Source organism: Streptomyces sp. NPDC014891, assembly GCF_043081085.1.
Classification (GTDB): Bacteria; Actinomycetota; Actinomycetes; order Streptomycetales; family Streptomycetaceae; genus Streptomyces.
Genome location: NZ_JBIBWF010000002.1, coordinates 307719 through 332082 on the forward strand (window position 1 = coordinate 307719; position 24364 = coordinate 332082).

21 protein-coding genes are annotated in these 24364 nt (G+C 74.8%); 11 read left to right on the forward strand and 10 right to left on the reverse strand.

The features are described from left to right. The 3 genes from ACF09E_RS06020 to ACF09E_RS06030 all read right to left on the reverse strand — a co-directional run bounded on the left by ACF09E_RS06020 (position 1) and on the right by ACF09E_RS06030 (position 3739). A complete protein-coding gene (locus ACF09E_RS06020) occupies positions 1 to 1260 on the reverse strand; it encodes an NAD(P)/FAD-dependent oxidoreductase (protein WP_392204080.1) in 1260 nt (419 codons plus the stop codon). Positions 1261 to 1403: 143 nt separating this feature from the next. After that, positions 1404 to 2759, reverse strand: coding sequence for a deoxyguanosinetriphosphate triphosphohydrolase (locus tag ACF09E_RS06025; protein ID WP_392204081.1), 1356 nt, complete (start codon positions 2757 to 2759; stop codon positions 1404 to 1406). A 35-nt stretch (positions 2760 to 2794) separates the two neighbouring features. Further along, the gene (locus ACF09E_RS06030) at positions 2795 to 3739 is read right to left on the reverse strand and encodes a sirohydrochlorin chelatase (RefSeq protein ID WP_392204430.1); all 945 of its coding nucleotides are present in this window, start codon (positions 3737 to 3739) and stop codon (positions 2795 to 2797) included. A 375-nt stretch (positions 3740 to 4114) separates the two neighbouring features. Here ACF09E_RS06030 and ACF09E_RS06035 point away from each other — a divergent pair, with 375 nt between their 5' ends. From ACF09E_RS06035 to ACF09E_RS06045, 3 genes are all read left to right on the forward strand, one after another. After that, the gene (locus tag ACF09E_RS06035; RefSeq protein ID WP_392042827.1) at positions 4115 to 4837 is read left to right on the forward strand and encodes an aquaporin; all 723 of its coding nucleotides are present in this window, start codon (positions 4115 to 4117) and stop codon (positions 4835 to 4837) included. Positions 4838 to 4874: 37 nt separating this feature from the next. Then, positions 4875 to 5561: a vancomycin high temperature exclusion protein gene (locus ACF09E_RS06040; RefSeq protein ID WP_392204082.1), complete on the forward strand. Its 687-nt coding sequence runs from the start codon at positions 4875 to 4877 to the stop codon at positions 5559 to 5561. A 75-nt stretch (positions 5562 to 5636) separates the two neighbouring features. Further along, positions 5637 to 7778: a molybdopterin oxidoreductase family protein gene (locus ACF09E_RS06045; protein ID WP_392204083.1), complete on the forward strand. Its 2142-nt coding sequence runs from the start codon at positions 5637 to 5639 to the stop codon at positions 7776 to 7778. Here ACF09E_RS06045 and cutA read toward each other — a convergent pair. Genes cutA through ACF09E_RS06065 form a run of 4 tightly spaced genes read right to left on the reverse strand, consistent with a single transcriptional unit; the run spans position 7744 to position 12727 of the window. After that, on the reverse strand, positions 7744 to 8463 hold the full coding sequence (cutA, locus tag ACF09E_RS06050) for a divalent cation tolerance protein CutA (protein WP_392204084.1): 720 nt from the start codon (positions 8461 to 8463) through the stop codon (positions 7744 to 7746). The two genes, ACF09E_RS06045 and cutA, sit on opposite strands and share 35 nt — an antisense overlap. After that, entirely contained in the window at positions 8460 to 10349 is a 1890-nt protein-coding gene (locus ACF09E_RS06055) for an ABC transporter ATP-binding protein (RefSeq protein ID WP_392204085.1), read from the reverse strand. The genes cutA and ACF09E_RS06055 overlap by 4 nt, the downstream gene beginning before the upstream one ends. Then, entirely contained in the window at positions 10346 to 12079 is a 1734-nt protein-coding gene (locus tag ACF09E_RS06060) for an ABC transporter ATP-binding protein (protein WP_392204086.1), read from the reverse strand. Before ACF09E_RS06060 ends, ACF09E_RS06055 begins: the two co-directional genes overlap by 4 nt. 12 nt (positions 12080 to 12091) lie before the next feature. Further along, positions 12092 to 12727, reverse strand: a complete 636-nt coding sequence (locus ACF09E_RS06065) for an NADPH-dependent FMN reductase (RefSeq protein WP_392204087.1) — start codon at positions 12725 to 12727, stop codon at positions 12092 to 12094. Between the two features lie 92 nt (positions 12728 to 12819). Between ACF09E_RS06065 and ACF09E_RS06070 the strand changes: the two genes are divergently transcribed. From ACF09E_RS06070 to ACF09E_RS06090, 5 genes are all read left to right on the forward strand, one after another. Next, positions 12820 to 13581: an aminotransferase class IV gene (locus ACF09E_RS06070; RefSeq protein ID WP_392204088.1), complete on the forward strand. Its 762-nt coding sequence runs from the start codon at positions 12820 to 12822 to the stop codon at positions 13579 to 13581. A gap of 62 nt (positions 13582 to 13643) precedes the next feature. Next, complete coding sequence (locus ACF09E_RS06075; protein WP_392204089.1) at positions 13644 to 15380, forward strand: right-handed parallel beta-helix repeat-containing protein; 1737 nt, start codon at positions 13644 to 13646, stop codon at positions 15378 to 15380. Beyond that, on the forward strand, positions 15377 to 15808 hold the full coding sequence (locus ACF09E_RS06080; protein ID WP_392204090.1) for a hypothetical protein: 432 nt from the start codon (positions 15377 to 15379) through the stop codon (positions 15806 to 15808). Before ACF09E_RS06075 ends, ACF09E_RS06080 begins: the two co-directional genes overlap by 4 nt. Before the next feature lie 289 nt (positions 15809 to 16097). Further along, positions 16098 to 16604 carry a hypothetical protein gene (locus ACF09E_RS06085; protein ID WP_392204091.1) on the forward strand — a complete coding sequence of 169 codons (507 nt, stop codon included), beginning with the start codon at positions 16098 to 16100 and terminating at the stop codon, positions 16602 to 16604. 157 nt (positions 16605 to 16761) lie between these two features. Beyond that, complete coding sequence (locus ACF09E_RS06090; protein ID WP_392204092.1) at positions 16762 to 17379, forward strand: class F sortase; 618 nt, start codon at positions 16762 to 16764, stop codon at positions 17377 to 17379. A 15-nt stretch (positions 17380 to 17394) separates the two neighbouring features. On the opposite strand, the gene ACF09E_RS06095 is transcribed toward ACF09E_RS06090, so the two are convergent. The 3 genes from ACF09E_RS06095 to ACF09E_RS06105 are packed head-to-tail and all read right to left on the reverse strand — an operon-like array spanning position 17395 to position 19727. Further along, positions 17395 to 18180: a sulfite exporter TauE/SafE family protein gene (locus ACF09E_RS06095; protein WP_392204093.1), complete on the reverse strand. Its 786-nt coding sequence runs from the start codon at positions 18178 to 18180 to the stop codon at positions 17395 to 17397. Positions 18181 to 18217: 37 nt separating this feature from the next. Further along, entirely contained in the window at positions 18218 to 18427 is a 210-nt protein-coding gene (locus ACF09E_RS06100; protein WP_361849759.1) for a hypothetical protein, read from the reverse strand. Then, a complete protein-coding gene (locus tag ACF09E_RS06105) occupies positions 18420 to 19727 on the reverse strand; it encodes a ferric reductase-like transmembrane domain-containing protein (RefSeq protein WP_392204431.1) in 1308 nt (435 codons plus the stop codon). Before ACF09E_RS06105 ends, ACF09E_RS06100 begins: the two co-directional genes overlap by 8 nt. Positions 19728 to 20049: 322 nt before the next feature. On the opposite strand from ACF09E_RS06105, the gene ACF09E_RS06110 reads away from it, so the two are divergent. Genes ACF09E_RS06110 through nirD form a run of 3 tightly spaced genes read left to right on the forward strand, consistent with a single transcriptional unit; the run spans position 20050 to position 24340 of the window. After that, a complete protein-coding gene (locus ACF09E_RS06110; protein WP_392204094.1) occupies positions 20050 to 21447 on the forward strand; it encodes an NAD(P)/FAD-dependent oxidoreductase in 1398 nt (465 codons plus the stop codon). After that, positions 21444 to 23957, forward strand: a complete 2514-nt coding sequence (gene nirB, locus ACF09E_RS06115) for a nitrite reductase large subunit NirB (protein ID WP_392204095.1) — start codon at positions 21444 to 21446, stop codon at positions 23955 to 23957. Before ACF09E_RS06110 ends, nirB begins: the two co-directional genes overlap by 4 nt. Next, positions 23954 to 24340 carry a nitrite reductase small subunit NirD gene (gene nirD / locus ACF09E_RS06120; RefSeq protein WP_392204096.1) on the forward strand — a complete coding sequence of 129 codons (387 nt, stop codon included), beginning with the start codon at positions 23954 to 23956 and terminating at the stop codon, positions 24338 to 24340. Before nirB ends, nirD begins: the two co-directional genes overlap by 4 nt. Positions 24341 to 24364: the final 24 nt, after the last annotated feature.

Here is a 24364-nt window from a genome sequence, read left to right on the forward strand (position 1 = left end):
TCAGACCAGGCTCTCCAGGGGGACGGAGGGGTCGGCCAGGGCCTCGGGATCGACGGCGGTGCGGGCCCGGATGAGCTGCTGGATCGGGTCTGTGACGTCCCACACGTTCACGTTCATCCCGGCGAGGACCCGGCCCTCCTTGAGCCAGAAGGCGATGAACTCGCGCTTGCCGGTGTCGCCGCGGACCACGACCTGGTCGTACGTGCCGGGGGGCGCCCAGCCGGAGTACTCCATGCCCAGGTCGTACTGGTCGGAGAAGAAGTAGGGGACGCGGTCGTAGGAGACGTGCTGCCCGAGCATGGCGCGGGCGGCGGCGGGGCCGCCGTTGAGGGCGTTGGCCCAGTGCTCGACGCGGAGCCGGGTGTGGAGCATCGGGTGGTGGGCGGCGGCCACGTCGCCGGCGGCGAAGACGTCGGGGTCGGAGGTGCGCAGGGACTCGTCGACGGCGATGCCGCCGCCGTCGGCCCGGTCGACCAGGGCGAGCCCGGAGTTCTCGGCGAGGACGGTGCGGGGGGCGGCGCCGATGGCGGCGAGCACCGCGTGGGCCGGGTGCTCCTCGCCGTCGTCGGTGCGGACGGCGAGGACCATGCCGTCCTGGCCGACGATCTCGGTGAGCCGGGCGCCGAAGTGGAAGCGGACGCCGTGGTCGGTGTGCAGGTCGGCGAAGAGCTGGCCCAGCTCGGGGCCGAGGACCCGGTGCAGCGGAGTCGGGTCGGACTCGACGACGGTGACCTCGGCTCCGTAGCCGCGGGCGGCGGCGGCGACCTCCAGGCCGATCCAGCCGGCCCCGGCGATGACCAGGTGGCCGTTGTCGCGGCCGAGGGAGGCGAGGACCTGGCGGAGCCGGTCGGCGTGGGCGAGCCGGCGCAGGTGGTGGACGCCGGCCAGTTCGGTGCCGGGGACGTCGAGGCGGCGGGGCTCGGCGCCGGTGGCGAGGAGCAGTTTGTCGTAGCGGATGACGGTGCCGTCGCCGAGGCGCACGGTGCGGGCCTCCCGGTCGACGGCGGTGACGGCCTGCCCGAGGTGCAGTTCGATGTCGTGGCCCGCGTACCAGGCGGCCTCGTGGACGAAGACGCCGCCGCGTTCCTTCGCGCCGGTCAGGTACCCCTTGGACAGCGGTGGCCGCTCGTAGGGGTGGTCGCGTTCGTCGCCGATGAGGATCACCCGGCCGTTGAACCCCTCGGCTCGCAGGGTCTCCGCCGCTTTGGCCCCTGCCAGGCCCCCGCCGACGATGACAAAGGTCTGATCTGCGTCGACCACGTCGTTTCCTCCTCTTTGCGACCGGTTCCAACCTACGCCCCCGGGCGTTCGTCGGGCCGTACCGCCTCGGGCCGTGCATGCGAGCGTCCCGCACGGACGGTGGTGACGGAAGAGGGCCGACTCCGAGGGGGCCCCGCGCGGGGTCAGCCGTGGTGCGGGTGGAGACGGGCGTGCAGGGCGCGGGCGGAGGCGTCGGTGAGGGAGGCGATCTGGTCGACGATGACGCGTTTGCGCGCCCGGTCGTCGCCCGCCTGGTCGAACAGGGAACGGAACTGCGGTTCGAGTCCGTCGGGGGCGCGGGCGACGAGGGCCTCGGCGAGCTCGGCGACGACGACGCGCTGGTCGGCGCGGAGGGCCTCCTGCTCGGCGCGCTGCATCACGTACCGGTCGGCGACGGCCTTGAGCACCGCGCACTCGTTGCGGGTCGCCCGGGGGACGACCAGTTCGGCGGCGTAGCGGGTGAGGCGGCCGGAGCCGTAGGCCTGGCGGGTGGCGCCCTCGGCGGCGAGCGCGAACCGGCCGATGAGCTGGCTGGTGGCGTCCTTGAGGCGGGCCTGGGCGACGGCCGAGCCGTCGTAGCCGTGCGGCCACCAGTCCTGGTCGACGAGCCGGTCGAGCGCCTCGGCGAGCTCCTGCGGGTCGGTGTCCTCGGGGACGTAGCGGCCGATGGCGACGGCGGCGATGTCGGCGCGCTCGGGCTCGGCGAGGAGGAGGTTGGGGTCGATGTGCCCGGCGTGCAGGCCGTCCTCGAAGTCGTGCACCGAGTAGGCCACGTCGTCGGACCAGTCCATGACCTGGGCCTCGAAGCACTTGCGGTGGCCGGGGGCGCCCTGCCGGATCCAGGCGAAGACGGGCAGGTCGTCCTCGTAGACGCCGAACTTGGACGAGCCGGGGTCGTCGGGGTGCCCGCCGCGGCCCCAGGGGTACTTGGTGGCGGCGTCGAGGGCGGCGCGGGTGAGGTTCAGCCCGACGCTGACGGGCTCTCCGTCGGCGCCCTGCACGAAGCGCTTGGGTTCGATGCGGGTGAGGAGGCGGAGCGATTGGGCGTTGCCCTCGAAGCCGCCGCAGTCCTTGGCCACGTCGTTGAGCGCCTGCTCGCCGTTGTGCCCGAAGGGCGGGTGGCCCATGTCGTGGGAGAGGCAGGCGGCCTCGACGAGGTCGGGGTCGCAGCCGAGGGCGGCCCCGAGCTCCCGGCCGACCTGGGCGCACTCCAGGGAGTGGGTGAGCCGGGTGCGGGGGCTGGCGTCCCAGGCGTGGCCGCGGGTGCCGGGGGTGACGACCTGGGTCTTGCCGGCGAGCCTGCGGAGCGCGGCGGAGTGCAGCACGCGGGCGCGGTCGCGCTGGAAGGCGGTGCGTCCGGGCTGTTTGTCGGACTCGGCCACCCAGCGGTCGGTCGCCGCGGCGTCGTATCCGGGGGTGCCGGGGGTCTCGGCGGTGCCTGCGCGGTCGGTGGGGTCCGGGCTGCCCTCGGTCGCTGTGCTGTGTGCGATGCCTTCCATGCATCGAAGGTAACCGGAGGGGCCGACAGAATCGCTCAGACGGTGGCGAGTTCCCGCTCCCGGGTGGCCGCGCACAGAGCCCGGTCGTAGCGGTGCAGCACCAGGCGGGCGAGGGCCGGGTGGGCGCCGAGGGGTTCGGAGGCGATCCAGGGGGCGTGGGCGGCGGCGCGGCTCGCGAAGAGGCCGGGGGCGGTGAAGCAGGAGGCGACGGCGACCCGGTGGCGGCCCCGGGCGGCGAGGGCGCGGACGGCCTCGGGCACGGTCGGCGCGGCGGCGGAGGCGTACGCGGGGACGACGGGGACGCCGCCGAGGCGCTCGCCGAGGAGGGCGGCGATCCGGCGGAGCTCGGCTCCGGAGCGGGGGTCGCGGGATCCGGCGGAGGCGAGGACGACCCCGGCGGTCCGCGAGGCGCCGTCCTCGGGGGTCCATCCGGCGTGCGCGAGCCGGTCGGCGAGGGCCTCGACGAGCAGCGGGTGGGCGCCGAGCGGCCCGGCCACGCGGGCGCGGAGTCCGGGTGCGGCGGCGAGGGCGGCGGGCAGGTCGTGGCCGACATGGTGGCCGGGCGCGAGGAGCAGGGGGACGAGGACGGCGTCCCGGTCCTCGGCGGCGAGCTCCGCGAGGGCGGTGTCGAGGAGCGGGGTGTTCAGTTCGATGTGCGCGAGGCGGACGTCGAGGCCCGGGCGGAGTTCGCCGACCCGTTCGAGGAGGCGGGCGAGGGTGGCGCGGGCGCGGGGGTCCCGGCTGCCGTGGCCGACGGCGACGAGGACGGGCGCGGCCGGGGCCGTCCCTCCGGGGGCGTGCCGGAGCGGGGCGGCGGCACCGCGGGCGGGCTCGGCGCCGGGTGTGGTGCGGGGCGGCGCGGCTCCGCCGGCGAGCTCCGGGGCGGCACCGCGTACCGTGTCGGCGGGGCGGCCGCGGGTGGGCTGCCGGGTGGCACCGCGGATGGTGCGGGGCGGGGTGGTCATGGATGGGGTCGTCATGGGTGGGGGCACCTCCTGCTCGTCCTTCCGCGGTCGCCGGCCGTACGGACGCACGTGGCCGAGCTGGAGTCCGAGCTGCTCGGTGATGCCGCCGAGCAGCGCGGCGGCGTTGGCGAGGGTGCTGTCCGGCTCCGTCATGCGGCGATCCTGCGGGGTGCAGGTTGCCTGCCCGTTGCACGGGGGTCACGACTGCTCTCCCCGCCCTCACGTCCGCGTTTCGGCGTCCTCACGCGCGCGGTGGGGCGACTGTCAGGTCCGTGCCGCGGCGGTGTTCCGGACGGGTCGCGCCGCGCCCGGTCCGGCGGTCGGCACGGGTCGGCCACACCTACCCCTGCCCCCTTTTCGGATTCCGAATCACGGAATATCTTTTCCGCTATGAGAATGTCCCCGCCCGCTCTCCCCCGGCGCGCCGCCGCCGAGTTCATCGGCACCTGCGCCCTCGTCGCCGTCATCGTCGGCTCCGGGATCCGCGCCGACACCCTGAGCCAGGACACCGGCGTCCGGCTGCTCGCGAACGCCGCCGCCTCCGCCATCGGCCTCGGGCTGCTGATCGCCCTCATCGGTCCGCTCTCCGGCGCCCACTTCAACCCCGTCGTCACCCTCTCCGAGTGGTGGTCGCGGCGCCGCGAGGGGAAGGGCCACGAGGTCCTCGCCTACATCGGCGCCCAGCTCGCCGGGGCCGTGACCGGCGCGCTGCTCGCCGAGACGATGTTCGGGCGGGTGCCCGGCGCCTGGGCCACCGAGTCGCGCTCGGCGCTCCATCTGCTGGTCGGCGAGGCCGTCGCCACCGCCGGGCTGGTCCTCGTCGTCCGGGGCCTGAGCCACATCGGCCGCCCCGGGCTCGCCCCGGTCGCGGTCGCCGGCTACATCGGCGCGGCGATCTGGTTCACCTCCTCCGGGTCCTTCGCCAATCCGGCCGCCACCGTCGGCCGCGCGTTCTCCGACTCCTTCACCGGGATCGCGCCCGGCTCGGTGCCCGCCTTCGCCGCCGCCCAACTGCTCGGCATGCTCCTCGGCATGCTCCTGGCCGGTGTGTTGTACGGAACACAAGGGGCCGCCGCCGAACCGAACGCCCCCGAAGCGCGTCGGACGGTGTGACAGAGCGACACCGAGAACACCCGCCACGGAGGCCCGCATGCCGGCACGGCTCACCCGGTTGATCCCGCGCACCACCCGGGCCCGCCGCCGCACCGTGCAGGCCCTGATGCTGGGCGCCGTCCTCGCCCTGACCCCCGTCACCTGGATGCACACCGCGGCCGCCGGGAAGCTCCGCACCACCGCCGACGTGCCCGCCCGGGACGTCGCCGTCGTCTTCGGCGCCGGACTGTGGAAGGGCCGCCCCACCCCGTACCTCGCACACCGGCTCGACGCGGCCGCCGAGCTGTACCGGACGGGGAAGGTCAGGGTCCTGCTCGTCACCGGCGACAACAGCAGGACCGCGTACGACGAGCCCAGCGCCATGCGCGCGTACCTCACCGAGCGCGGGGTGCCGGACGGCCGGATCGTCAGCGACTACGCGGGCTTCGACACCTGGGACTCCTGTGTCCGGGCCAGGAAGGTCTTCGGCGTCGACCGGGCCGTGCTCGTCACCCAGGACTTCCACATCAAGCGGGCCGTCGCGCTGTGCGGGCGGGCGGGCGTCGACGCGTACGGCGTCGGGGTCCCCGAACCCCACGACGCCACCTGGTACTACGGCACCACCCGGGAGGTGTTCGCCGCCGCCAAGGCCTCCCTCGACGCCGCGCTCCGCCCCGACCCGCACTTCCTCGGGCCCGAGGAGAACGGCGTCACCGAGGCGCTGGCCTCACCGCGGGAGCCGTAGCCGGCGGAGCGCATGGCACCGCGCCCGTAATCGGGGGCGCCGCCCCGCGTAACACGGCCGACCCAGGCTGTCCCCATGTCCGAGGCCACCGCCGTACCCACCCACTGCCCCTACTGCGCCCTCCAGTGCGGCATGTCGCTCCGCGCCACCGGCGCCCCGGAGCGGCCCGCCGAGGTGGTCGACCGGACCGACTTCCCCGTCAACCGGGGGGCGCTCTGCGGCAAGGGCCGCACCGCCCCCGCCGTGCTCTCCACCCGGGTCCGGCTCACCGGGCCGCTGGTCCGCCGCCCCGGCACCGGGGCGCTGGAGCCCGCATCCTGGGAGGAGGCCCTCGCCGCCGTCGCCGACGGGCTGCGCCGGACCCGCGCCGACCACGGTCCCGATGCCGTGGGGGTCTTCGGCGGCGGCGGCCTCACCAACGAGAAGGCCTACACCCTGGGCAAGTTCGCCCGGCTGGTCCTCGGCACCTCGCAGATCGACTACAACGGGCGCTTCTGCATGTCGTCGGCGGCCGCCGCGCACGGCAGGGCGTTCGGGCTCGACCGGGGGCTCCCCTTCCCACTGGAGGACGTCCCGAGGACCGGCTGCGTGATCCTCGTCGGCTCGAACCTGGCCGAGACCATGCCGCCGGCCCTCCGCTACCTCACCGAGCTGAGGGAGAACGGCGGGAAGCTGATCGTCGTCGATCCGCGCCGCACCCGCACCGCCGAGCAGGCCGACCTCCACCTCGCCCCGCGCCCCGGCACCGACCTGGCCCTCGCCCTCGGCCTGCTGCACCTGGTGGTGGCCGGGGGACACGTCGACGAGGAGTTCGTCGCGGCCCGCACCACCGGCTGGGCGGAGGCCCGCGCCGGGGCCATGGCCCACTGGCCCGAGCAGGTCGAACGCCTCACCGGCGTCCCGGTGCCGCTCCTCCGCGAGGCCGTCGCGCTGTTCTGCGACGCGCCCACCGGCATGGTCCTGACCGCGCGCGGCCCCGAGCAGCAGTCCAAGGGCACCGACACCGTCGGCGCCTGGATCAACCTCTGCCTGGCCACCGGCAGGGCCGGCCGGCCGCTCAGCGGCTACGGCTGCCTCACCGGCCAGGGCAACGGCCAGGGCGGCCGCGAGCACGGCCAGAAGGCCGACCAGCTCCCCGGCTACCGCAAGCTCGACGACCCGGCCGCCCGGGCGCACGTCGCCGGGGTCTGGGGCGTGGACCCCGCGACGCTGCCGGGACCGGGGCGGAGCGCGTACGAACTCCTCGACGCCCTCGGCACCGACGTACGGGCCCTGCTCCTGATGGGCTCCAACCCGGTCGTCTCCGCGCCCCGCGCCGCGCACGTCGAGGGGCGGCTGCGCTCGCTCGACTTCCTCGCCGTCGCCGACGTGGTGCTCTCCGAGACCGCGGCCCTCGCCGACGTCGTCCTGCCCGTCACCCAGTGGGCGGAGGAGACCGGCACCATGACCAACCTGGAGGGGCGGGTCCTGCTCCGCCGGCGCGCCCTCACCCCGCCCGCGGGGGTCCGCAGCGACCTGGAGGTGCTGCACGCGCTCGCCGGTCTCCTCGGCTGGGAGAAGGGCTTCCCCGCCGAGCCCGAGGAGGTCTTCGAGGAGCTGCGCCGGGCCTCGGCCGGCGGCCCCGCCGACTACTCGGGCATCAGCTACCGCCGGATCGAGGAGGAGCAGGGCGTCTTCTGGCCCTGCCCGGAGACCGGCCCGGACGGGGGCGGCCACCCGGGCACCCCGCGCCTCTTCCTGGACCGCTTCGCGACTCCCGACGGGCGGGCCCGGTTCGTCCCGGTGGTGCACCGGGCGGCGGCCGAGGAGACGGACGCCGAGTACCCCGTCGTCCTCACCACCGGCCGGGTCGTGTCCCAGTACCAGTCGGGTGCGCAGACCCGGCGGGTCGACGAGCTGAACGCGGCGGCGCCCGGCCCCTTCGTGGAGCTCCACCCCCGGGTCGCCGAGCGGCTCGGCGTGACCGAGGGCGAGCGGGTCGCGGTGGTCTCGCGGCGCGGCCGGGCCGTCGCACCCGCCCGGATCACCACCGCGATCCGGCCGGACACCGTCTTCATGCCGTTCCACTGGGCGGGCGAGGGCCGGGCCAACACCCTGGTGAACCCGGCGCTCGACCCGGTCTCGCGGATGCCCGAGTTCAAGGTCTGCGCGGTCCGGCTCGAACCGCTCTCCCCCGGGGACGCTACGACCGGTCGAACCAGTCGCCGCTCTCGATGACCTCGCCGAGGGGCGCGTCCGGCGCCGCCAGGAACACCCACGCGGACACGCTCGCGCTGTCCCGCGTCCGGACGACGTCCATCGCCACCCGCTCGTACCCGGCGGGCAGCTCCAGCCGGTCGAGCAGGCCGAACAGCTCGCCGTACGCGTCGGGCGCGGGCGTGAGCAGGGTGCCGACCACCCGGCCCCCGGTCGCCGGGACGACGTAGGGGTAGCCGGGTCCGTCGTGCAGGACCGCCCCGTGCAGCACGGCGTCCGCCTCGGTGCCGATCCGGCCGGCGAGGAACCGGTCGTGGTTGTACGCGCCGGGGCGCAGCGTGCCGTACACGAAGAACGGCCGCTCGTCGTGGGCGGGGGCCTCGGGCTCCGCGGCCCCGGAGGTCTCCCGCTCGACCCAGCGCGCGTACCCCTCGCCGGCCCGGGTCACCCGGGTGGCGAGGATCTCGGGGGTCTCGTAGTCGTGCGCGGCGACGAGGTGCGACTCCAGGGCCGGGTAGCGGGCCTCGGTGGTCTTGAACACCACCTCCCACTCCTCGGTGGTCTCGATCGCGCCCCGCCAGTGGTAGACGGAGGTGACGGGCCCGGAGATCTGCGCGCAGGCCGCCAGCCGGGCCTCGACGGCGCCGCGCGCCAGGGCGTCCGCCTTGGCGCGCGCGTCGGTGGTGGTGCGGACGGTGACGATCACGTCTCCACCGTACGGGCGAACTGGGCCGCGTGCAGCCGGGCGTAGGCCCCGCCCGCGGCGAGGAGTTCCTCGTGGCCGCCCTGCTCGGCGATCGAGCCGCCGTCCATCACCAGGATGGTGTCGGCGTCCCGGATCGTGGAGAGCCGGTGGGCGACGACGAAGCTGGTGCGGCCCGCCCGGAGCGAGGCCATCGCCTCCTGCACGAGGCGCTCGGTCCGGGTGTCGACGGAGCTGGTGGCCTCGTCGAGCACGAGGATCGCCGGGTCGGAGAGGAAGGCGCGGGCGAGGGTGACCAGCTGCTTCTCCCCGGCGCTGAGGCCGCCGCCGTCCTCGTCGAGGACGGTGTCGTACCCGGCGGGCAGGGTCCGCACGAACCGGTCGGCGTGCGCGGCCCGGGCCGCCTCGACGATCCGCTCGCGCGAGACCTCGCCGGGCACCCCGTACGCGATGTTGTCGGCGATGGTGCCGCCGAACAGCCAGGTGTCCTGGAGCACCATGCCGATGCCGGAGCGCAGCTCCTCGCGGGTCATGGCGGCGGTGTCGACGCCGTCCACGGTGATCCGGCCGCCGGTCACCTCGTGGAAGCGGAGGAGCAGGTTGACCAGGGTCGTCTTGCCCGCGCCGGTGGGGCCGACGATGGCGACGGTCCGGCCCGGCTCCACGGTGAGGGACAGGTCCTCGATGAGCGGCCTGCCGGGCTCGTAGCGGAAGGCCGCCTTCTCGAAGGAGACCCGGCCCCGGCGCTCCGCGGGCCGCTGCGGCGCGGCCGGGTCCGGGTCCTCCTCCTCGGCGTCGAGGAGGTCGAAGACCCGCTCGGCCGAGGCCACTCCGGACTGGAGGAGGTTGGCCATCGCGGCGACCTGGGTGATGGGGCCGTTGAAGTCGTAGGAGTACTGGATGAAGGCCTGCACGTCCCCGACGGAGAGCGAGCCGCCCGCCACCCGCAGGCCGCCGGCCACGACGATGACCACGTAGTTCAGATTGCCGACGAGGGTCAGCGCGGGCTGGATGAACCCGGACACGAACTGCGCCCGGAAGCTCGCCCGGTACAGCTCCTCGCCCAGCTCGTCGAAGCGGCGCACGGCCTCCTCGCGGCGGCCGAAGACGACGACCTCGGTGTGACCCGTGATCATCTCCTCGACGTGGCCGCCGAGCCGGCCGGTGACGGCCCACTGCTTCACGAACTGCGGCTGCGCGCGCCGCCCCACGAAGCCGGCGACGGCGATCGAGACGGGCATGGTGGCGAGGGCGACGAGGGCCAGGACCGGGGAGACCCAGAACATCATCGCGAGGACGCCGACCAGGGTGAGGAGCGCGCGGCTCATCTGGCTGAAGGCCTGCTGGAGGGTCTGCGTGACGTTGTCGATGTCGTTGGTGGTGCGGGAGAGGACCTCGCCGCGCGGCTGCCGGTCGAAGTAGCCGAGGGGCAGCCTCGCCAGCTTGTGCTGGGCCTCCTCGCGGAGCCGGTGGCCGGCCCGCTGGACGACGGTGGTGGCGATCCGCAGCTGGACCCAGGTGAAGAAGGAGGATCCGGCGACGACCACGGTCGAGAGGGCCAGGAGCCGGCCGACGGCCGGGAAGTCGACCCCGGCGGGGCCGGTGGCCCCGGTGATGACGAGGTCGGTGGCGCGCCCGAGGAGCAGGGGGTTGAGGACGGTGAGGAGGACGCCCGTGGCGCCGGCGGCGAACAGGCCGACGAGGCGGGCGCGGTCGGGGGCGAGGGTGCGGAGCAGGCGGAGCCCGGAGGAGCGGAAGGAGAGGGAGCGTTCGAGGCCGGGCGAGGCGGGCAGACCGGGGCCGCGCTGCGGGGCGGCGGGGCCGACGCGGGCGGGTGCGGCGCCGGCGGTCGTGTTCTTCGTGGGGCGGCTCTCCGTGGCGGTGCTCATGCGGCTTCCTCCTCGGTGAGCTGGGAGAGGACGATCTCCCGGTAGACGGGGTCGTCCCGCATCAGGGACGTGTGGGTGCCGGTGCCGACGGTCCGGCCGCGGTCGAGGACGACGATCCGGTCGGCGTCCCGGATGGTGGAGACCCGCTGGGCGACGATCACGACGGTGGCGTCCGCCGTCTCCGCGCGCAGGGCGGCGCGGAGGCGGGCGTCGGTGCCGGGGTCGAGGGCGGAGAACGAGTCGTCGAAGAGGTAGAGGCGGGGGCGGGCGACGAGGACGCGGGCGATGGCGAGCCGCTGGCGCTGTCCGCCGGAGAAGTTGGTGCCGCCCTGGGCGACGGGTGCGTCGAGCCCGTCGTCGAGCCCGCGGACGAAGTCGGCGGCCTGGGCGACGTCGAGGGCGTGCCAGAGTTCCTCGTCGGTGGCGTCGGGCTTGCCGTAGCGGAGGTTGGTGGCGACGGTGCCGGAGAAGAGGTAGGGCTTCTGGGGGACGAGTCCGACGGTGCGGGCCATGAGGTCGGGGTCGAGGTGGCGGACGTCGACGCCGTCGACGAGGACCTCGCCGCCGGTGGCGTCGAAGAGGCGGGGGACGAGTCCGAGGAGGGTGGACTTGCCGCTGCCGGTCGAGCCGATGATCGCGGTGGTCTCGCCGGGCCGGGCCTCCAGCCGGACGTCCCTGAGGACGGAATCCTCCGCGCCCGGGTACCGGAAGTCGGCGCCCCGGACATCCAGGTGGCCGCGGGCGTCCGGGGTCCGCACCGGGAAGGCCGGGGCGAGGACGGACGGGCGGGTGTCCAGCACCTCGCGGATGCGGACGGCGCCCGCCTCCGCCCGGGGCATGTGCATGAACATGAAGGTGGCCATCATGACGGACATCGAGGTCTGGAGCAGATAGCCGAGGAAGGCCACGAGGCCGCCCGGCTGGAGGGCTCCGGACTCGATGCGGTGGGCGCCCGCGTACACGAGGGCGACGGTGGTCAGCTCCCAGACGATCAGGACCGTCGGGAACATCAGGGCCTGGAGCCGGCCGGCCCGCAGGCCGACGGAGCGGAGTTCGTCGTTGGCGGCGGCGAAGCGTTCCCGCTCGTACCGGTCGCGGACGAAGGCGCGAACCACCCGGACGCCGGTGATCTGCTCGCGCAGCACCCGGTTGACGTGGTCCACGCGCTCCTGCATGCCGGTGAAGAGAGGCCGCATCCGCAGGACGACGCTGCCCACCGCCACGGTCATGACCGGCACGAAGAGCACCAGTACCAGGGCGAGGGGCACGTCCTGGCGCAGCGCCATGGTGATGCCGCCGAAGCAGAGGAGCGGGGCGGCGACCAGCATGGTGAGGACGAGGACGGTGAACGTCTGGACCTGCTGGACGTCGTTGGTCGTCCGGGTGATGAGGGAGGCGGCGCCGAAGCGGCCGCGCTCCCGTGCCGAGAACTCCTGGACGCGGCGGAAGACTTCGGAGCGGAGGTCGCGGGCGACGCCCATGGCGATCCGCGCCCCGGTGTAGGTGGCGGCGGCCGCGGCCGCCGCCTGGACGAGGGTGACGGCGACCATCACGGCGCCGCCGTCGAGGACGCGTCCGGTGTCGCCCTTCAGGACGCCCTCGTCGATGACCCCGGCGTTGAGCGCGGGCAGGGTGAGGGAGGCCAGGGACTGGACGAGCTGGAGGGCGACGAGGAGGACGAGGAGGGCCCGGTAGGGCCTGAGGCGGGGCGCGAGAAGTCCCAGCAGCATGACGGTGTCCCCTCACGAGCCGTACGGGCGGACGGACTTGGCGTCCTTGAGGGCGCGGCCCCACCAGCCGAGCTGGTCGAGGAGGGCCTTGGCCGCGCCCTCGGCGGCGACGGGGTCCTTGTGCCGTCCGTCGGCGTCGAACAGTCCGTGGGCGTGGTGGAAGGAGACGGTGTCGCGGACGGTGACCGCGTGCATCTCGGCGTAGACCTGGCGGAGTTGCTCGACGGCCCGCAGGCCGCCGGAGATGCCGCCGTAGGAGACGAAACCGACGGGCTTGGCCTGCCACTCGGTGTAGTGCCGGTCGATCAGGTTCTTGAGGGAGGCGGGGAAGGAGTGGTTGTACTCGGGGGTGACGACCACGTAGGCGTCGGCGGCCTCCAGCACCGGGGTGACCTTGGCCAGTTCGGCGCGGACGGCCGGGGACGGGTCGTGCGAGAGGGAGGTGGGGAGGTCGACCTCGGCGAGGTCGACGACGGTGACGGTGAAGTCCTCGCGCTCGGCGAGGCGGGAGCGGAACCAGTCGGTGACGACGGGGGCGAAGCGGCCTTCGCGGTCGCTGGCGACGACCAGGGCGAGGGTGAGGGGGGCCGGGGCGGCGGCCGCGCGGGAGGAGGAGTCGGTGGCCGTGGAGGCGTTCGTGATGTCCATGTCGATGATCGTGGTACCTCAAGTTTGGTTGAGGTCAAGTGCCGTTCTGCGGGACTTTCCCAAGGCCGTTGGCGCGGACGTACGGTGAGGTCATGACGACTCCGACCCCGCACGTCGAGATCGACGGCGTCCCCGCCGCCGACCCCGGGCTGCTCGCCGCTCTCATGACCGGCTTCGGCCACTTCACGGCGATGCAGGTGCGGGGCGGGCGTGTGAAGGGGCTCGACCTGCACCTCGACCGGCTCGACCGCTCGACCCGGGAGCTCTTCGGCCGCGAGCTGGACGGCAAGCGGGTCCGGTCCCTGGTCGCGGGCGCGCTGGAGACCTCCGGGCGGCGGGACGCCTCGGTGCGCGTGTACGTCTACCCCGACGTCCGGATCGCGGTGACCGTCGCCGACCCCGCCCCGGACGGGCCCGGGGCCCCGCAGCGCCTCGCGACCGTCGAGTACTGGCGGCCCGCGCCGCACATCAAGCACCTGGGCGGCTTCGGCCAGGCCTACCACCGGGAGGCCGCCCGGCGCGCCGGCTACGACGACGCCGTGCTGACCTCCCCGTACGGCGAGATCGCCGAGGGCGCGATCACCAACATCGGCTTCTGGGACGGCACGTCGGTGGTCTGGCCGGCGGCGCCCTGCCTCCACGGGATCGCGATGGCCCTCCTGGAACCGCGCCTGGAGTCGGTCCGGCGCCCGGTGACACTGGCCGACCTGCCGGGCTACCGGGCCGCGTTCGTCACCAACTCCCGTTCCCTCGCCCCCGTGACGTCGATCGACGAGGTGGTGTTCCCGGGGGACGAGGAGCTCATGGCACGGGTGTACGCGGCGTACGACGCGGTGGAGTGGGACGAGCTGTAGAGCGGTAGAAGGCGTAGGGGGCCGGACCCGGCCCCGCGGGCCGTACGGGGGGAGTGGTCGGCGTGGTCGCGAGGTACGTCGTCTCGCCGCGCGGCGGCCGCCGTGCCCACCGGGACATCGGTGCGGCCCTCCGCGCGGCGGGCGCGCGGGGCGGGCCGGCCCTGATCGAGATCGCGCCCGGCCGGTACGAGGAGGCGCTCACCGTGCGGGGCGACGTCCGGCTGGTGGCCGCCCGGGGGCCCGGCACCGTCGAGGTCGGGCTGCCGCGGAGCACCGTCCTCGACGCCTCGGGCGCGGTCCTGGTGCACGGCCTCACCCTGGTCGGCCGCGAGGCGGACGTCGTCGCCTGCCACGCGGGCACCCTCACCCTGGAGCACTCCTGCGTCCGGGCCCACAGCGGCGTCGCCGTGCACGCACGCCCGCACTCCACCGTCACCCTGCGGGACACCGTGGTCACCCACGGCCGGATGCTCTTCTCCGGTGGCACGGGGCTGATCGAGCGCTGCCGGTTCACCGACGCCGCCGACAACGCCATCGCCGTCCTCGAGGGGGCCCGGGTGGCCGTCCGGGGCAGCCGGATCGAGGGGAGCCGGATCCACGGCCTGCGGGTGAGCGACGCGCACGCCGAGGTCGTCGGCTGCGAACTGACCGGCACCGGGCAGGCGGCCCTCACGGCGGACGCCCGGGCGCGGCTCGTCGTGGCGGACTGCGTGATCACCGATGTGCACGGCGAGGGGATCATGTTCACCGAGCAGTCCCGGGGCTCCGTCGACGGCACCCGCGTCACCGGCGCACGGCACGGCATCGGCGCGGCGAGCGGCGCCGACCCGGTGGTGCGCGGCTGCGTCCTCGCCGACTGCCACGACACCGGCATCAACGTGCAGACGGACGCCCGGGGCCGGTTCGAGGACTGCCGGGTGCTCGGCTCGGGCAACGTCGCCGTCTTCTCGACCAGGGGCGGCGCGCCGGAGGTGTTCGGCGGCCGCGTCTCCGGGGGCAACGTCGGGATCGCGGTCACCGAGGGCGCCCGGGGCCGCTTCACCGGGGTCGTGGTCGAGGACCTGACGAACACCGCGCTGCGGGTCTTCGACGACTCCGGGGCCTCCTTCGCCCGCGTACGGGTGGAGCGCTGCCAGTCCGGGCTGGAGACCCGGGGCGACGGCGGGACGACCGCCGAGGTGGCGGACACGGTGTTCCGCGACTGCGAGATGGCCGCCGTGGCCATCGGCGGCCGGTCCCGCGTCACCCTCCGGAACGTGACGGCGGAGGGCGGCGTCCTGGGCTTCGGCGTGTCCGACGAGGCCCAGCTCCGGGTGACCGACAGCCGCGTCACGGCGGTGAGCGGCGCCGGCGCCGGGGCCCTCGGCAGCGGCCGGCTCATCGCCCGGAACCTCGCCGTGGACGGCTCGGGGGCGCTCGGGATCTACGGGACGGGCTCCGCCTATCTGGACGTCGCGCGGAGCGAGTTCACCGACTGCGCGAACGCCGGCGCGAGTTTCGACGAGGAGGCCGGCGGGCAGCTCGTGGACTGCGCGGTGAACGGCGCCCGCGGGGTGGCCGTCGTCGGCAACGGCCGGGTAGAGACGGTCCGGCTCCGCACCTCGCTCCGGGTCCTCCGGCACGCGGAGAAGCCGGCCGGACCGCCTCAGCAGATCATCAACATCTTCAACGGGCCGGTCTTCCACGGGCCGGTCCGGGACATCCAGGTGGCCTGGGGCAACGAGCACGTCACCCAGCACCAGGGACGCGCCGAGGACGACCGGAGCACGGAGACGGAAGGGGACGGTTCCCGCTCATGACCGACCGCTCGCACGAGAACGGACCACCGCAGGTCAACCACTTCAACGGGCCGGTGTTCCACGGCTCCGTGTCGCAGGGCCAGTTCGCCTGGGACAACGCGACCGCCACTCAGAACCAGCAGAACGTCGGCACGCCCGGCCCGGTCGCACCCGGGTACGAGGCGCTCGCCGAGCGGGTGGCGGAGCTGCTCCGGCAGCTGCCCGGCGCCGGTCTCGCCGAGGAGGACCGGCGGAACACCGAGGAGGCGGCGGCGGAGGTCCTGGAGGTGATCGGCCAGGAGGAGCCGGTCGAGGAGGGCCGGGTGCGCCGGGCGCTCAACCAGCTCAGGGGCGCGCTCGCCCCGGTGGCCACGGGGGTCGCGGCCGGCGCGACGATGGGGGCCCAGGAGTGGGCGCTGGCGGCGATCGGGGGCCTGACCGGGGGCTGACGGGCGCCCGGAGCGGGTTCCGCCGGGCGGGCCGGCAGCCGGGGCGGGTGGCGGCCCCGGGGGCGGTCACCCGTTCGGCACGGGACGTCAGCCGACTCCATGTAAACCGTCCTGACCTGCATGAACTCCGGAAATCCAGGCGACACACCGTATCGAACGGCCCAATCCTGATGCCTCATCAGGAGGCGGGGTGCGCGCGGCGGCTCTTATCTCGGTCACAGAAGGCCCTTCCGGGAAGTCCCTCCCGGAGGCCGTCCCGCTCGACCGCTCGCGCGCCCCGGAGGCCCCCATGCGCACCACTGTCCGCCTGTTCACCGGTACCGCGCTGACGGTCGCCGCGATCGGAGCCCTCGCCGTCCCGCCGGCGTTCGCCGGCGACTCCGGGTGGCTGGAGATCTTCCCGTCCGAGGCCGCCCCGGGGGAGAGCGTCACCGTGAACACCCTCGCCTGCGGCAAGCACGGCCGCGGCGTCGGGGACGCGAACTCGCTGGGCGCGGGCGAGTTCCAGCTGCGTCCGAGCACGCACAAGGAGGTCGTGGTCGGACAGTTCCACGTACCGGAGCACGCCAAGGCCGGTACGTACGGCATCAGCGTGGCCTGCGACAACGGAAAGACGGCCCGGGGCGACCTGACCGTCAAGCACCGTCGTCCCAGCGGCCACGTCCAGACCGGTGTCGGGGGCAGCGTCGGCCCCGACACCGCCCAGGTCACGGCAGGCGCGGCGGTGCTGGCCGCAGCTGCCGTGGGCGGGGTCCTGCTCCTGCGCCGCCGGGCGAGCGGCGCGCGGGGGCACTGAGGGACCACCGCCTGTCCTGCCCCCGCCGGAGCGCCCGAACACGGCCCGGCGGGGGCAGGGCCACATCACGGATCCCGGGGCGGCTCGCCCGACGTCCCGTGGGCCGCGTCGCCCGCGGCGGCGCCCGTCGCACCACGAACCGACCGAGGGAACCCAGGTGAGCAACAGGAGCAAGGGCTGGGGCATAGCCGCTGCCGCCTGCGTCGGGCTCTGGCTCGTCCAGAACGGCTCTGAGCAGGTCACCCCGCCCGTACCGTCGGCGGCCCAGGCCTTCGCGGCCGGGCCGAGCGTGCACACCGACGCCGCCGCCGACCCGCTGCCGCCCTCGGCGCCGGTTCGGCTGCGCATCCCCGAGACCGACGTGGACACCCCGATGATGCGGCTCGGTCTGGCCGGGGACGGCTCGCTCGACGTCCCGCCGGCCGGGAACCGGAACCTGGCTGGCTGGTACGGGGACGGCACCGCGCCGGGCGCCAAGGGCACGGCGATCGTCGCGGGCCACGTCGACAACGCCGACGGACCCGCCGTCTTCTACACGCTCGGCGCCCTGAAGAAGGGTCACCGGATCGAGGTGGACCGGCAGGACGGGCGGACCGCCGTGTTCACGGTGGACGCGGTCGAGGTCTACGAGAACGAGGACTTTCCGGACCGGAAGGTGTACGACGAGGCGAACCGGGCGGAGATCCGGGTGATCACCTGCGGCGGCGGCTTCTCGAAGAAGAACGGCTACCGGGGGAACGTGGTCGCCTTCGGCCACCTCATCGGGGTGCGGTAGTCCCGCCCCGCGGGTTCAGGCCCACTGGTCGAAGGCGAGCTTCGCGACCAGGGAGAGGACGACCACGAGCAGCACCCCGCGGACGAACTCGGCTCCCCTGCTGAGCGCCATCCGCGCCCCGACCGTCCCGCCGGCCAGGTTGAAGACGGCCATGACGGCGGCGAGCTGCCAGTACACGCTGCCCTGGTACGCGAACATCGCGAGCGCGCCCGCGTTGGTGCAGACGTTGACGATCTTGGCGGTCGCCGAGGCCGTCACCAGGTCCAGGTGGAGCACGGCGGTCAGCGCGAGGACCAGGAACGTCCCGGTGCCGGGGCCGAACAGGCCGTCGTAGAAGCCGATGCCGCCGCCGACCACGACGATCGCGGTGACGATCCGGGCCCGGGTCAGCGGTGCCCGGTCCTCCCCCGCGACCCGCGCGCCGAACGACGGCCGCAGCAGCACGAAGGCGGCCACCGCGAGCAGCACGACCATGATCACCGGCCGGAGGACGTCGCTGCTGATGCCCGCCGCGAAGAAGGCGCCGGCCATGGAGCCCGTCAGGGCGGCCAGGCCGATGCGCACCGCGGTCCACACCTGGACGGGTGCCTTGCGGACATAGGTGACCGCCGCCCCGGTGGTGCCGACGATCGCGACGGCCTTGTTCGTCCCGAGGATGTGCGCGGCCGGGACCTGGGGCAGTCCGAGCAGCAGGGCCGGCAGCAGGAGCAGCCCGCCGCCGCCGACCACCGCGTCGATCCAGCCGGCCACGAGCGCGGCGAGGCACAGCAGGACGAGGGTGGTCAGCGAGATCTCGGGCATGTCCGAGAGCCTAGGGAGGAGATCGTTGCCCCGTCCATCAATCCCTGGAGAGTTGAGCTACGTCTGAGCTTGCGGTGCCCGGGAGGCGGTCGGGGGCCGGGGGCGCCGCCGGGGAGACGGCGGCCGTGAGCAGGGTCCCGGCGAGCGCTCCCGCCCCGAGGAGGGCGGCGGCGAGCCGGCGTCCGGCCCGGTGCGCGCCGGGGACGGGGCGCGGGGCCGCGTGCCGGGACCTGTGGGGTTCACGCATGGTCGAAGTCCTCGCTGTGGATGCGGGAGGCCGGCACTCCGGCCCTGATCAGGTTGGCGGTGGCGGCGCGGGCCATGGCGGGCGGCCCGCACAGGTAGACGTCGTGGGCGGCGAGGTCCGGCACCAGATGGCGCAGGGCGCGCGGCGCGAGGGGGTCGAAGGAGTCGTCGGAGCGGCCGAGGAGGAAGTGGAGCGCGGCCTGCCGCTCGCGGGCGATGCCCTCCAGTTCCTCGCGGAGGACGAGTCCGGCGGCGTCGGAGGCCCGGTAGAGCAGGGTCACGTCGCCGGGACCGCCGGGCAGCGTCTCGAAGAGCGCGCGCAGCGGGGTGATGCCGACGCCGCCCGCGAGCAGCAGCACCTTGCGGCGCGTGCGGCGGTGGGCGGTGAGGGCGCCGAACGGTCCGGCGGCGAGGACCCGGACGCCGGGGCGGAGCCGGCGGATGCGGCGGGTGTGGTCGCCGAGCGCCTTGACGGTGATGCGCAGGGTGTCGTCGCGGACGGGCGCGGAGAGGGAGAAGGGCAGGGCGGTCGCCCAGAGTCCGCGCCGCAGGAAGCGCCAGCGGAAGAACTGGCCGGGCTCGGCGCGCAGTCGGGCCACTCCCCTGCCGCGGATCAGCACCGAGACGACCCCGGGGCCCTCGTCGCGGACCTCCACGACCCGCAGGTCGTGCCGGAGGGCGGCGCGGACGGGGACGACGAGCCGGTACCAGAGCAGGAGGACGGCGACGGTGCCGTGGGCCATCGCCCAGAGCCAGCGGACGAGGGGGCTCTCGGCGATGTCGGGGCCGGCGAGCTGGTGCACGAAGCCGAGGGCGGCGGCGAGCAGCCCGCCGAGGTGGACGGCCCGCCAGGTCTCGTGCCGGAGCCGGTTCCGCACGGCCCGGGCGGAGGTGACGCCGACCGCGACGAAGAGGGCGGTGCCGAGGGTGGCGGCGGCGATCGCGCCGTACGCCATGAGGTCCCCGGTGGCGGTGAGCAGGTCGGTCCGGGTGTGCACGGCGTACCCGCAGAGCGCGAGGAGCGCGTGCGCGCCGATGAGGCCGAGCACGTACCGGCCTCCGAGGGCGTGCCAGCGGGCCAGCCGGTCGGCGCCGACGCCGTGCTCGATGCCGGGGACGCGGGCCATGAGCAGCAGCAGGACGAGCACGCCGTAGCCGGCGAGCAGGCCGGTGAGGTGGGCGCCGGACGCGAAGAGGGCGTCGAGGCGGGCGGAGGGCCGGGCCTGGACGCCCCAGAGCAGGGCGACGGCCCCGGCGCCGCCGAGGATCGCGGTGCGCAGCCGGTCGGGGGCGAACCGCAGGAGGGGATGGGGCGGGGCGGGGGTCGGCGGGGCGGAGGGCGGCGCGGCGGGGGCCGGTGCGGCGGGGAGGGGTACGTAGAGAGGGTGGCTGGCCTCGGTGGTCACATCCGGCACAGTAGGTCCGCCCGTATACGGGAATCCGCAGCTCAGCCCGCTTCCGCCGATCTTTAAGCCTGGCTTGAGCCGAGCCTGACCACGGGTTAACCCGGGCGGTCCCCCGGTCCGGCCTCACAGCGGGCCGGGGTGGGGACGGAGATCAGCGTTCCGTACGGGAAACAGCCGGGATGCCGCCGGGAAACACCGGCCGCGCACGCTTCCCGGTATGAGTACACGGATCGTGGTGGTCGGGGGCGGAACGGCGGGCGCCCGGCTCGCCCAGCGCCTGCCGGTCACCCTCCTCGGCGAGGAGCCGCACGCCCCGTACAACAGGGTGCTGCTCGCCGACGTCCTCGCCGGGCGGTACGCCCCCGAGGTCATCGCCCTGCCGGGCACCCGCGAGCCGGTGCGGCTCGGGGTGCGGGCGGTGCGGATCGACCGGGCGGCGCGGACGGTGGAGTGCGCGGACGGCTCCCTCGTCGGCTACGACCGCCTGGTCCTGGCGACGGGCTCCAACCCGGTGCTCCCGCCGCTGCGCGGACTGCGCGGGCCGGCCGGGGCGGAGCCGCCGGAGGGCGTCCACGCCTTCCGCACGCTCGACGACTGCCTGGCGCTGCGCGACCGGGTGCGGCCCGGGACGCGGGCGGTGGTGATCGGCGGCGGGCTCCTCGGGGTCTCGGCGGCGCGGGCGCTCGCGGCGGTGGGCGCGGAGGTGGTGCTCACCCAGCAGGGCGAGCGCCTGATGGAGCGCCAGCTGGACGCGTCGGCCTCGGAGCTGCTGCGGGAGCACGTCGAGGCCCTCGGGGTCGAGGTGCACACCGAGTGCCGGGTGAGCGGGCTGCGGCAGCGGGACGGCGGGGTCACGGCCGTCGAGCTGGCCGACGGCTTCGTCCTCGACGCGCAGGTCGTGGTCCTGGCGTGCGGGGTCCGCCCGAGGGTGGCCCTGGCGCGGGAGGCGGGCCTCGCGGTCGCCACCGGCATCGTCGTCGACGACGAGCTCCGGACGTCCGATCCGTACGTCCACGCGATCGGCGACTGCGCGGAACACGCGGGCCGGGTCTACGGGCTGGCGGGCCCGGCGCTGGAGCAGGCGGACGCCCTGGCGGAGGTCCTGCTGGCCTCGGCGGCCGCCCCGGCCCCGCCGGGACCGCCGGGACCGCCGGCTCAGGGGGCGGGCGCCGCGGCAACGGCGTCCGCTCCCGGGGCGGCTGCCGCGGGAACGGCGTCCACTCCCCGGGCGGACGCCGCGGGAACGGACCGCGGCCCCTCGGCCGCGGGAGCGGACGGTGCCTCCTCCGTCGCGGGAGCGGACCGCGCCCCCTCCGCCGCCTACACCGGCACCCGCGCCCTCACCCGGCTCACCCTGGGCGGCGCGCAGCCGCTCGACCTCGCCGCCTTCGGGGAGACCACCGCCCTCCCCGGCGACGACGTCGTCCAGCTCACCGACGCCACCCGCCGCGCCTACCGCAAGGTCGTCGTCCGCGGGGACCGCCTCGTCGGCGGCGTCCTCCTCGGCGACCTGGCCGCCGTCGGCACGCTCGCCCGGGCCTGGGAGGGCGACGAGGCCCTGCCCGAAGAGGCCCCCCTGCTGCACCTGCTCACCCACGACGGAGGCTCCTCATGACCACCCCCACCATCGTCCTGGTCGGCCACGGAATGGTCGGCCAGCGGTTCCTGGAGTCGCTCGCCGACCGCGGTGTCACCGAGCGGGCCAGGATCGTCGTCCTCTGCGAGGAGCCGCGCCCGGCCTACGACCGCGTCCAGCTGACCTCGTACTTCTCGGGGAAGACCCCGGACGACCTGTCGATGGTCGAGGCCGGCTTCATGGAGAAGCACGGCATCGAGCTGTACGTGGGCGACGCGGCGGAGTCGGTGGACCGCGACGCCCGCACGGTCACCGCCCGCTCCGGACGGGTCTTCGCCTACGACACGCTGGTCCTCGCCACCGGCTCGTACCCCTTCGTGCCGCCGGTGCCCGGCAAGGACGCCCGGGGCTGCTTCGTCTACCGGACGATCGAGGACCTCCTGGCCATCGAGGAGTACGCGGGGACGGCGAGGACCGGCGCGGTCGTCGGCGGCGGTCTGCTGGGCCTGGAGGCGGCCGGGGCGCTCAAGGGCCTCGGACTCGACACGCACGTGGTGGAGTTCGCCCCGCGGCTGATGCCGGTGCAGGTCGACGAGGGCGGCGGCGCCGCGCTGCTGCGCACCATCGAGCGGATGGGCCTGACCGTGCACACCGGGACGGGGACGCAGGAGGTCGTGACGGCGGACGGCGCCGTGACGGGGATGAGGCTGTCGGACGGTTCCGAACTGGCCGTGGACATGGTCGTGTTCTCCGCCGGCGTCCGGCCCCGGGACCAGCTGGCCCGCGACTGCGGCCTGGCCGTGGGGGAGCGTGGCGGCATCGCGGTCGACGAGCGGTGCCGCACCTCGGACCCGGCGGTGTTCGCGATCGGCGAGTGCGCGCTGGCCTCCGACGGGCGGGTGTACGGCCTGGTGGCGCCGGGCTACGAGATGGCCCAGACGGTGGCGGCGACCCTCGCGGAGGAGGCGGGCGAGGACGACGGCTTCACCGGCGCCGACCTGTCGACGAAGCTGAAGCTGCTCGGCGTGGACGTCGCGTCCTTCGGCGACGCGCACGGCACGGCCGAGGGCTGCCTCGACGTCGTCTACTCCGACTCCCGCTCGGGCGTCTACAAGAAGCTGGTGGTGAGCGGCGACGGCGTCCTCCTGGGCGGTGTCCTGGTCGGCGACGCCGAGCAGTACGGCCTGCTGCGCCCGCTCACCGGGACGGTCCCGCCGGTCTCCCCCGAGCAGCTGGTCCTCCCGGCGGGCGCGGGCGCCCCGGTCACCCTCGGGCCCTCGGCGCTGCCGGACGACGCGGTGATCTGCTCCTGCCACAACGTGACGAAGCACGCGATCGGCCAGTGCGCCTCGCTCGCCGAGGTGAAGAAGTGCACCAAGGCCGGGACGGGCTGCGGCAGTTGCGTGAAGGTCATCGAGAAGCTGCTGCCCGCCCCGGCCGAGCGGGGTCTGTGCCGCTGCTTCTCGTACACCCGCAGCGAGCTGTACGAGATCGCCCGCACCCTGCGGGTGACCTCCTTCGCGGCGCTGCTCGACTCCCACGGACGGGAGGAGGCGCGCGGCGGGGAGGGCTGCGAGGTCTGCAAGCCGACCGTCGGCTCGATCCTGGCCTCCCTCAACAACGGCTACATCCTGGACGGCGAGCAGGCCTCCCTCCAGGACACCAACGACCACTTCCTCGCCAACATGCAGCGCAACGGCTCCTACTCGGTCGTGCCGCGCATCCCCGGCGGCGAGATCACCCCGGACAGGCTCATCGTGATCGGCGAGGTGGCCCGCGACTTCGGCCTCTACACCAAGATCACCGGCGGTCAGCGGATCGACCTCTTCGGCGCCCGGGTGGACCAGCTCCCGGCGATCTGGACCCGCCTGGTCGACGCGGGCTTCGAGTCCGGGCACGCGTACGGCAAGGCGCTGCGCACGGTCAAGTCCTGCGTGGGGCAGACCTGGTGCCGGTACGGCGTGCAGGACTCGGTGCGGATGGCGATCGGACTGGAGCTGCGCTACCGGGGCCTGCGGGCCCCGCACAAGCTGAAGTCGGCCGTCTCCGGGTGCGCCCGCGAGTGCGCCGAGGCGCAGTCGAAGGACTTCGGGATCATCGCCACGGCGAGCGGCTGGAACCTGTACGTCGGCGGGAACGGCGGCGCGACCCCGCGCCACGCCGACCTGCTCGCCCAGGACCTCTCGGACGCCGAACTGGTGCGCCTGATCGACCGGTTCCTGATGTTCTACATCCGGACGGCGGACCGCCTGGAGCGGACGTCGACCTGGCTGGAGCGGCTGGAGGGCGGGCTCGACCACCTCAGGGACGTGGTGGTGCACGACTCGCTCGGGCTCTGCGACGAGCTGGAGGCCCTGATGGCGGCGCACGTCGCCGACTACCGGGACGAGTGGGCCGAGACCCTCGACGACCCGGAGCGGCTGCGGCGCTTCGTCTCCTTCGTGAACGCCCCGGAGGCGCCGGACCCCTCGGTCCGCTTCGTGCCGGAGCGCGACCAGATCAAGCCGGATCTCACGTTCCTCACCCTGGAAGGGGTCACCTCCCGATGACGCATCCGACGACGCTCGACGCCACGCCGCCCGCCCCGTCCCCGGCGTCCGGGACGCCGACCCTCGAACTGTCCCCGTCACCCGACGCCTGGATGGCGGTCTGCGAGGAGGGCCGGCTGACACCCGGCCGGGGAGTGGCGGCGCTGCTGCCGGACGGCCGGCAGGCGGCGGTCTTCCGGGACCGGACCGGGCGGGCGTACGCGATCGACAACCGCGACCCGTTCACCGGGGCGCAGGTGCTCTCCCGGGGGCTCGTCGGCACGGCGGACGGCCGGCCGTTCGTCGCCTCACCGCTGCTGAAGCAGCGCTTCGACCTGGAGACGGGCCGGTGCCTGGACGACGACGAGGTCGCGGTGGCGGTGTTTCCGGTACGCCTCAGGTAACTTGACCGATCGTTCCAGAGAGTC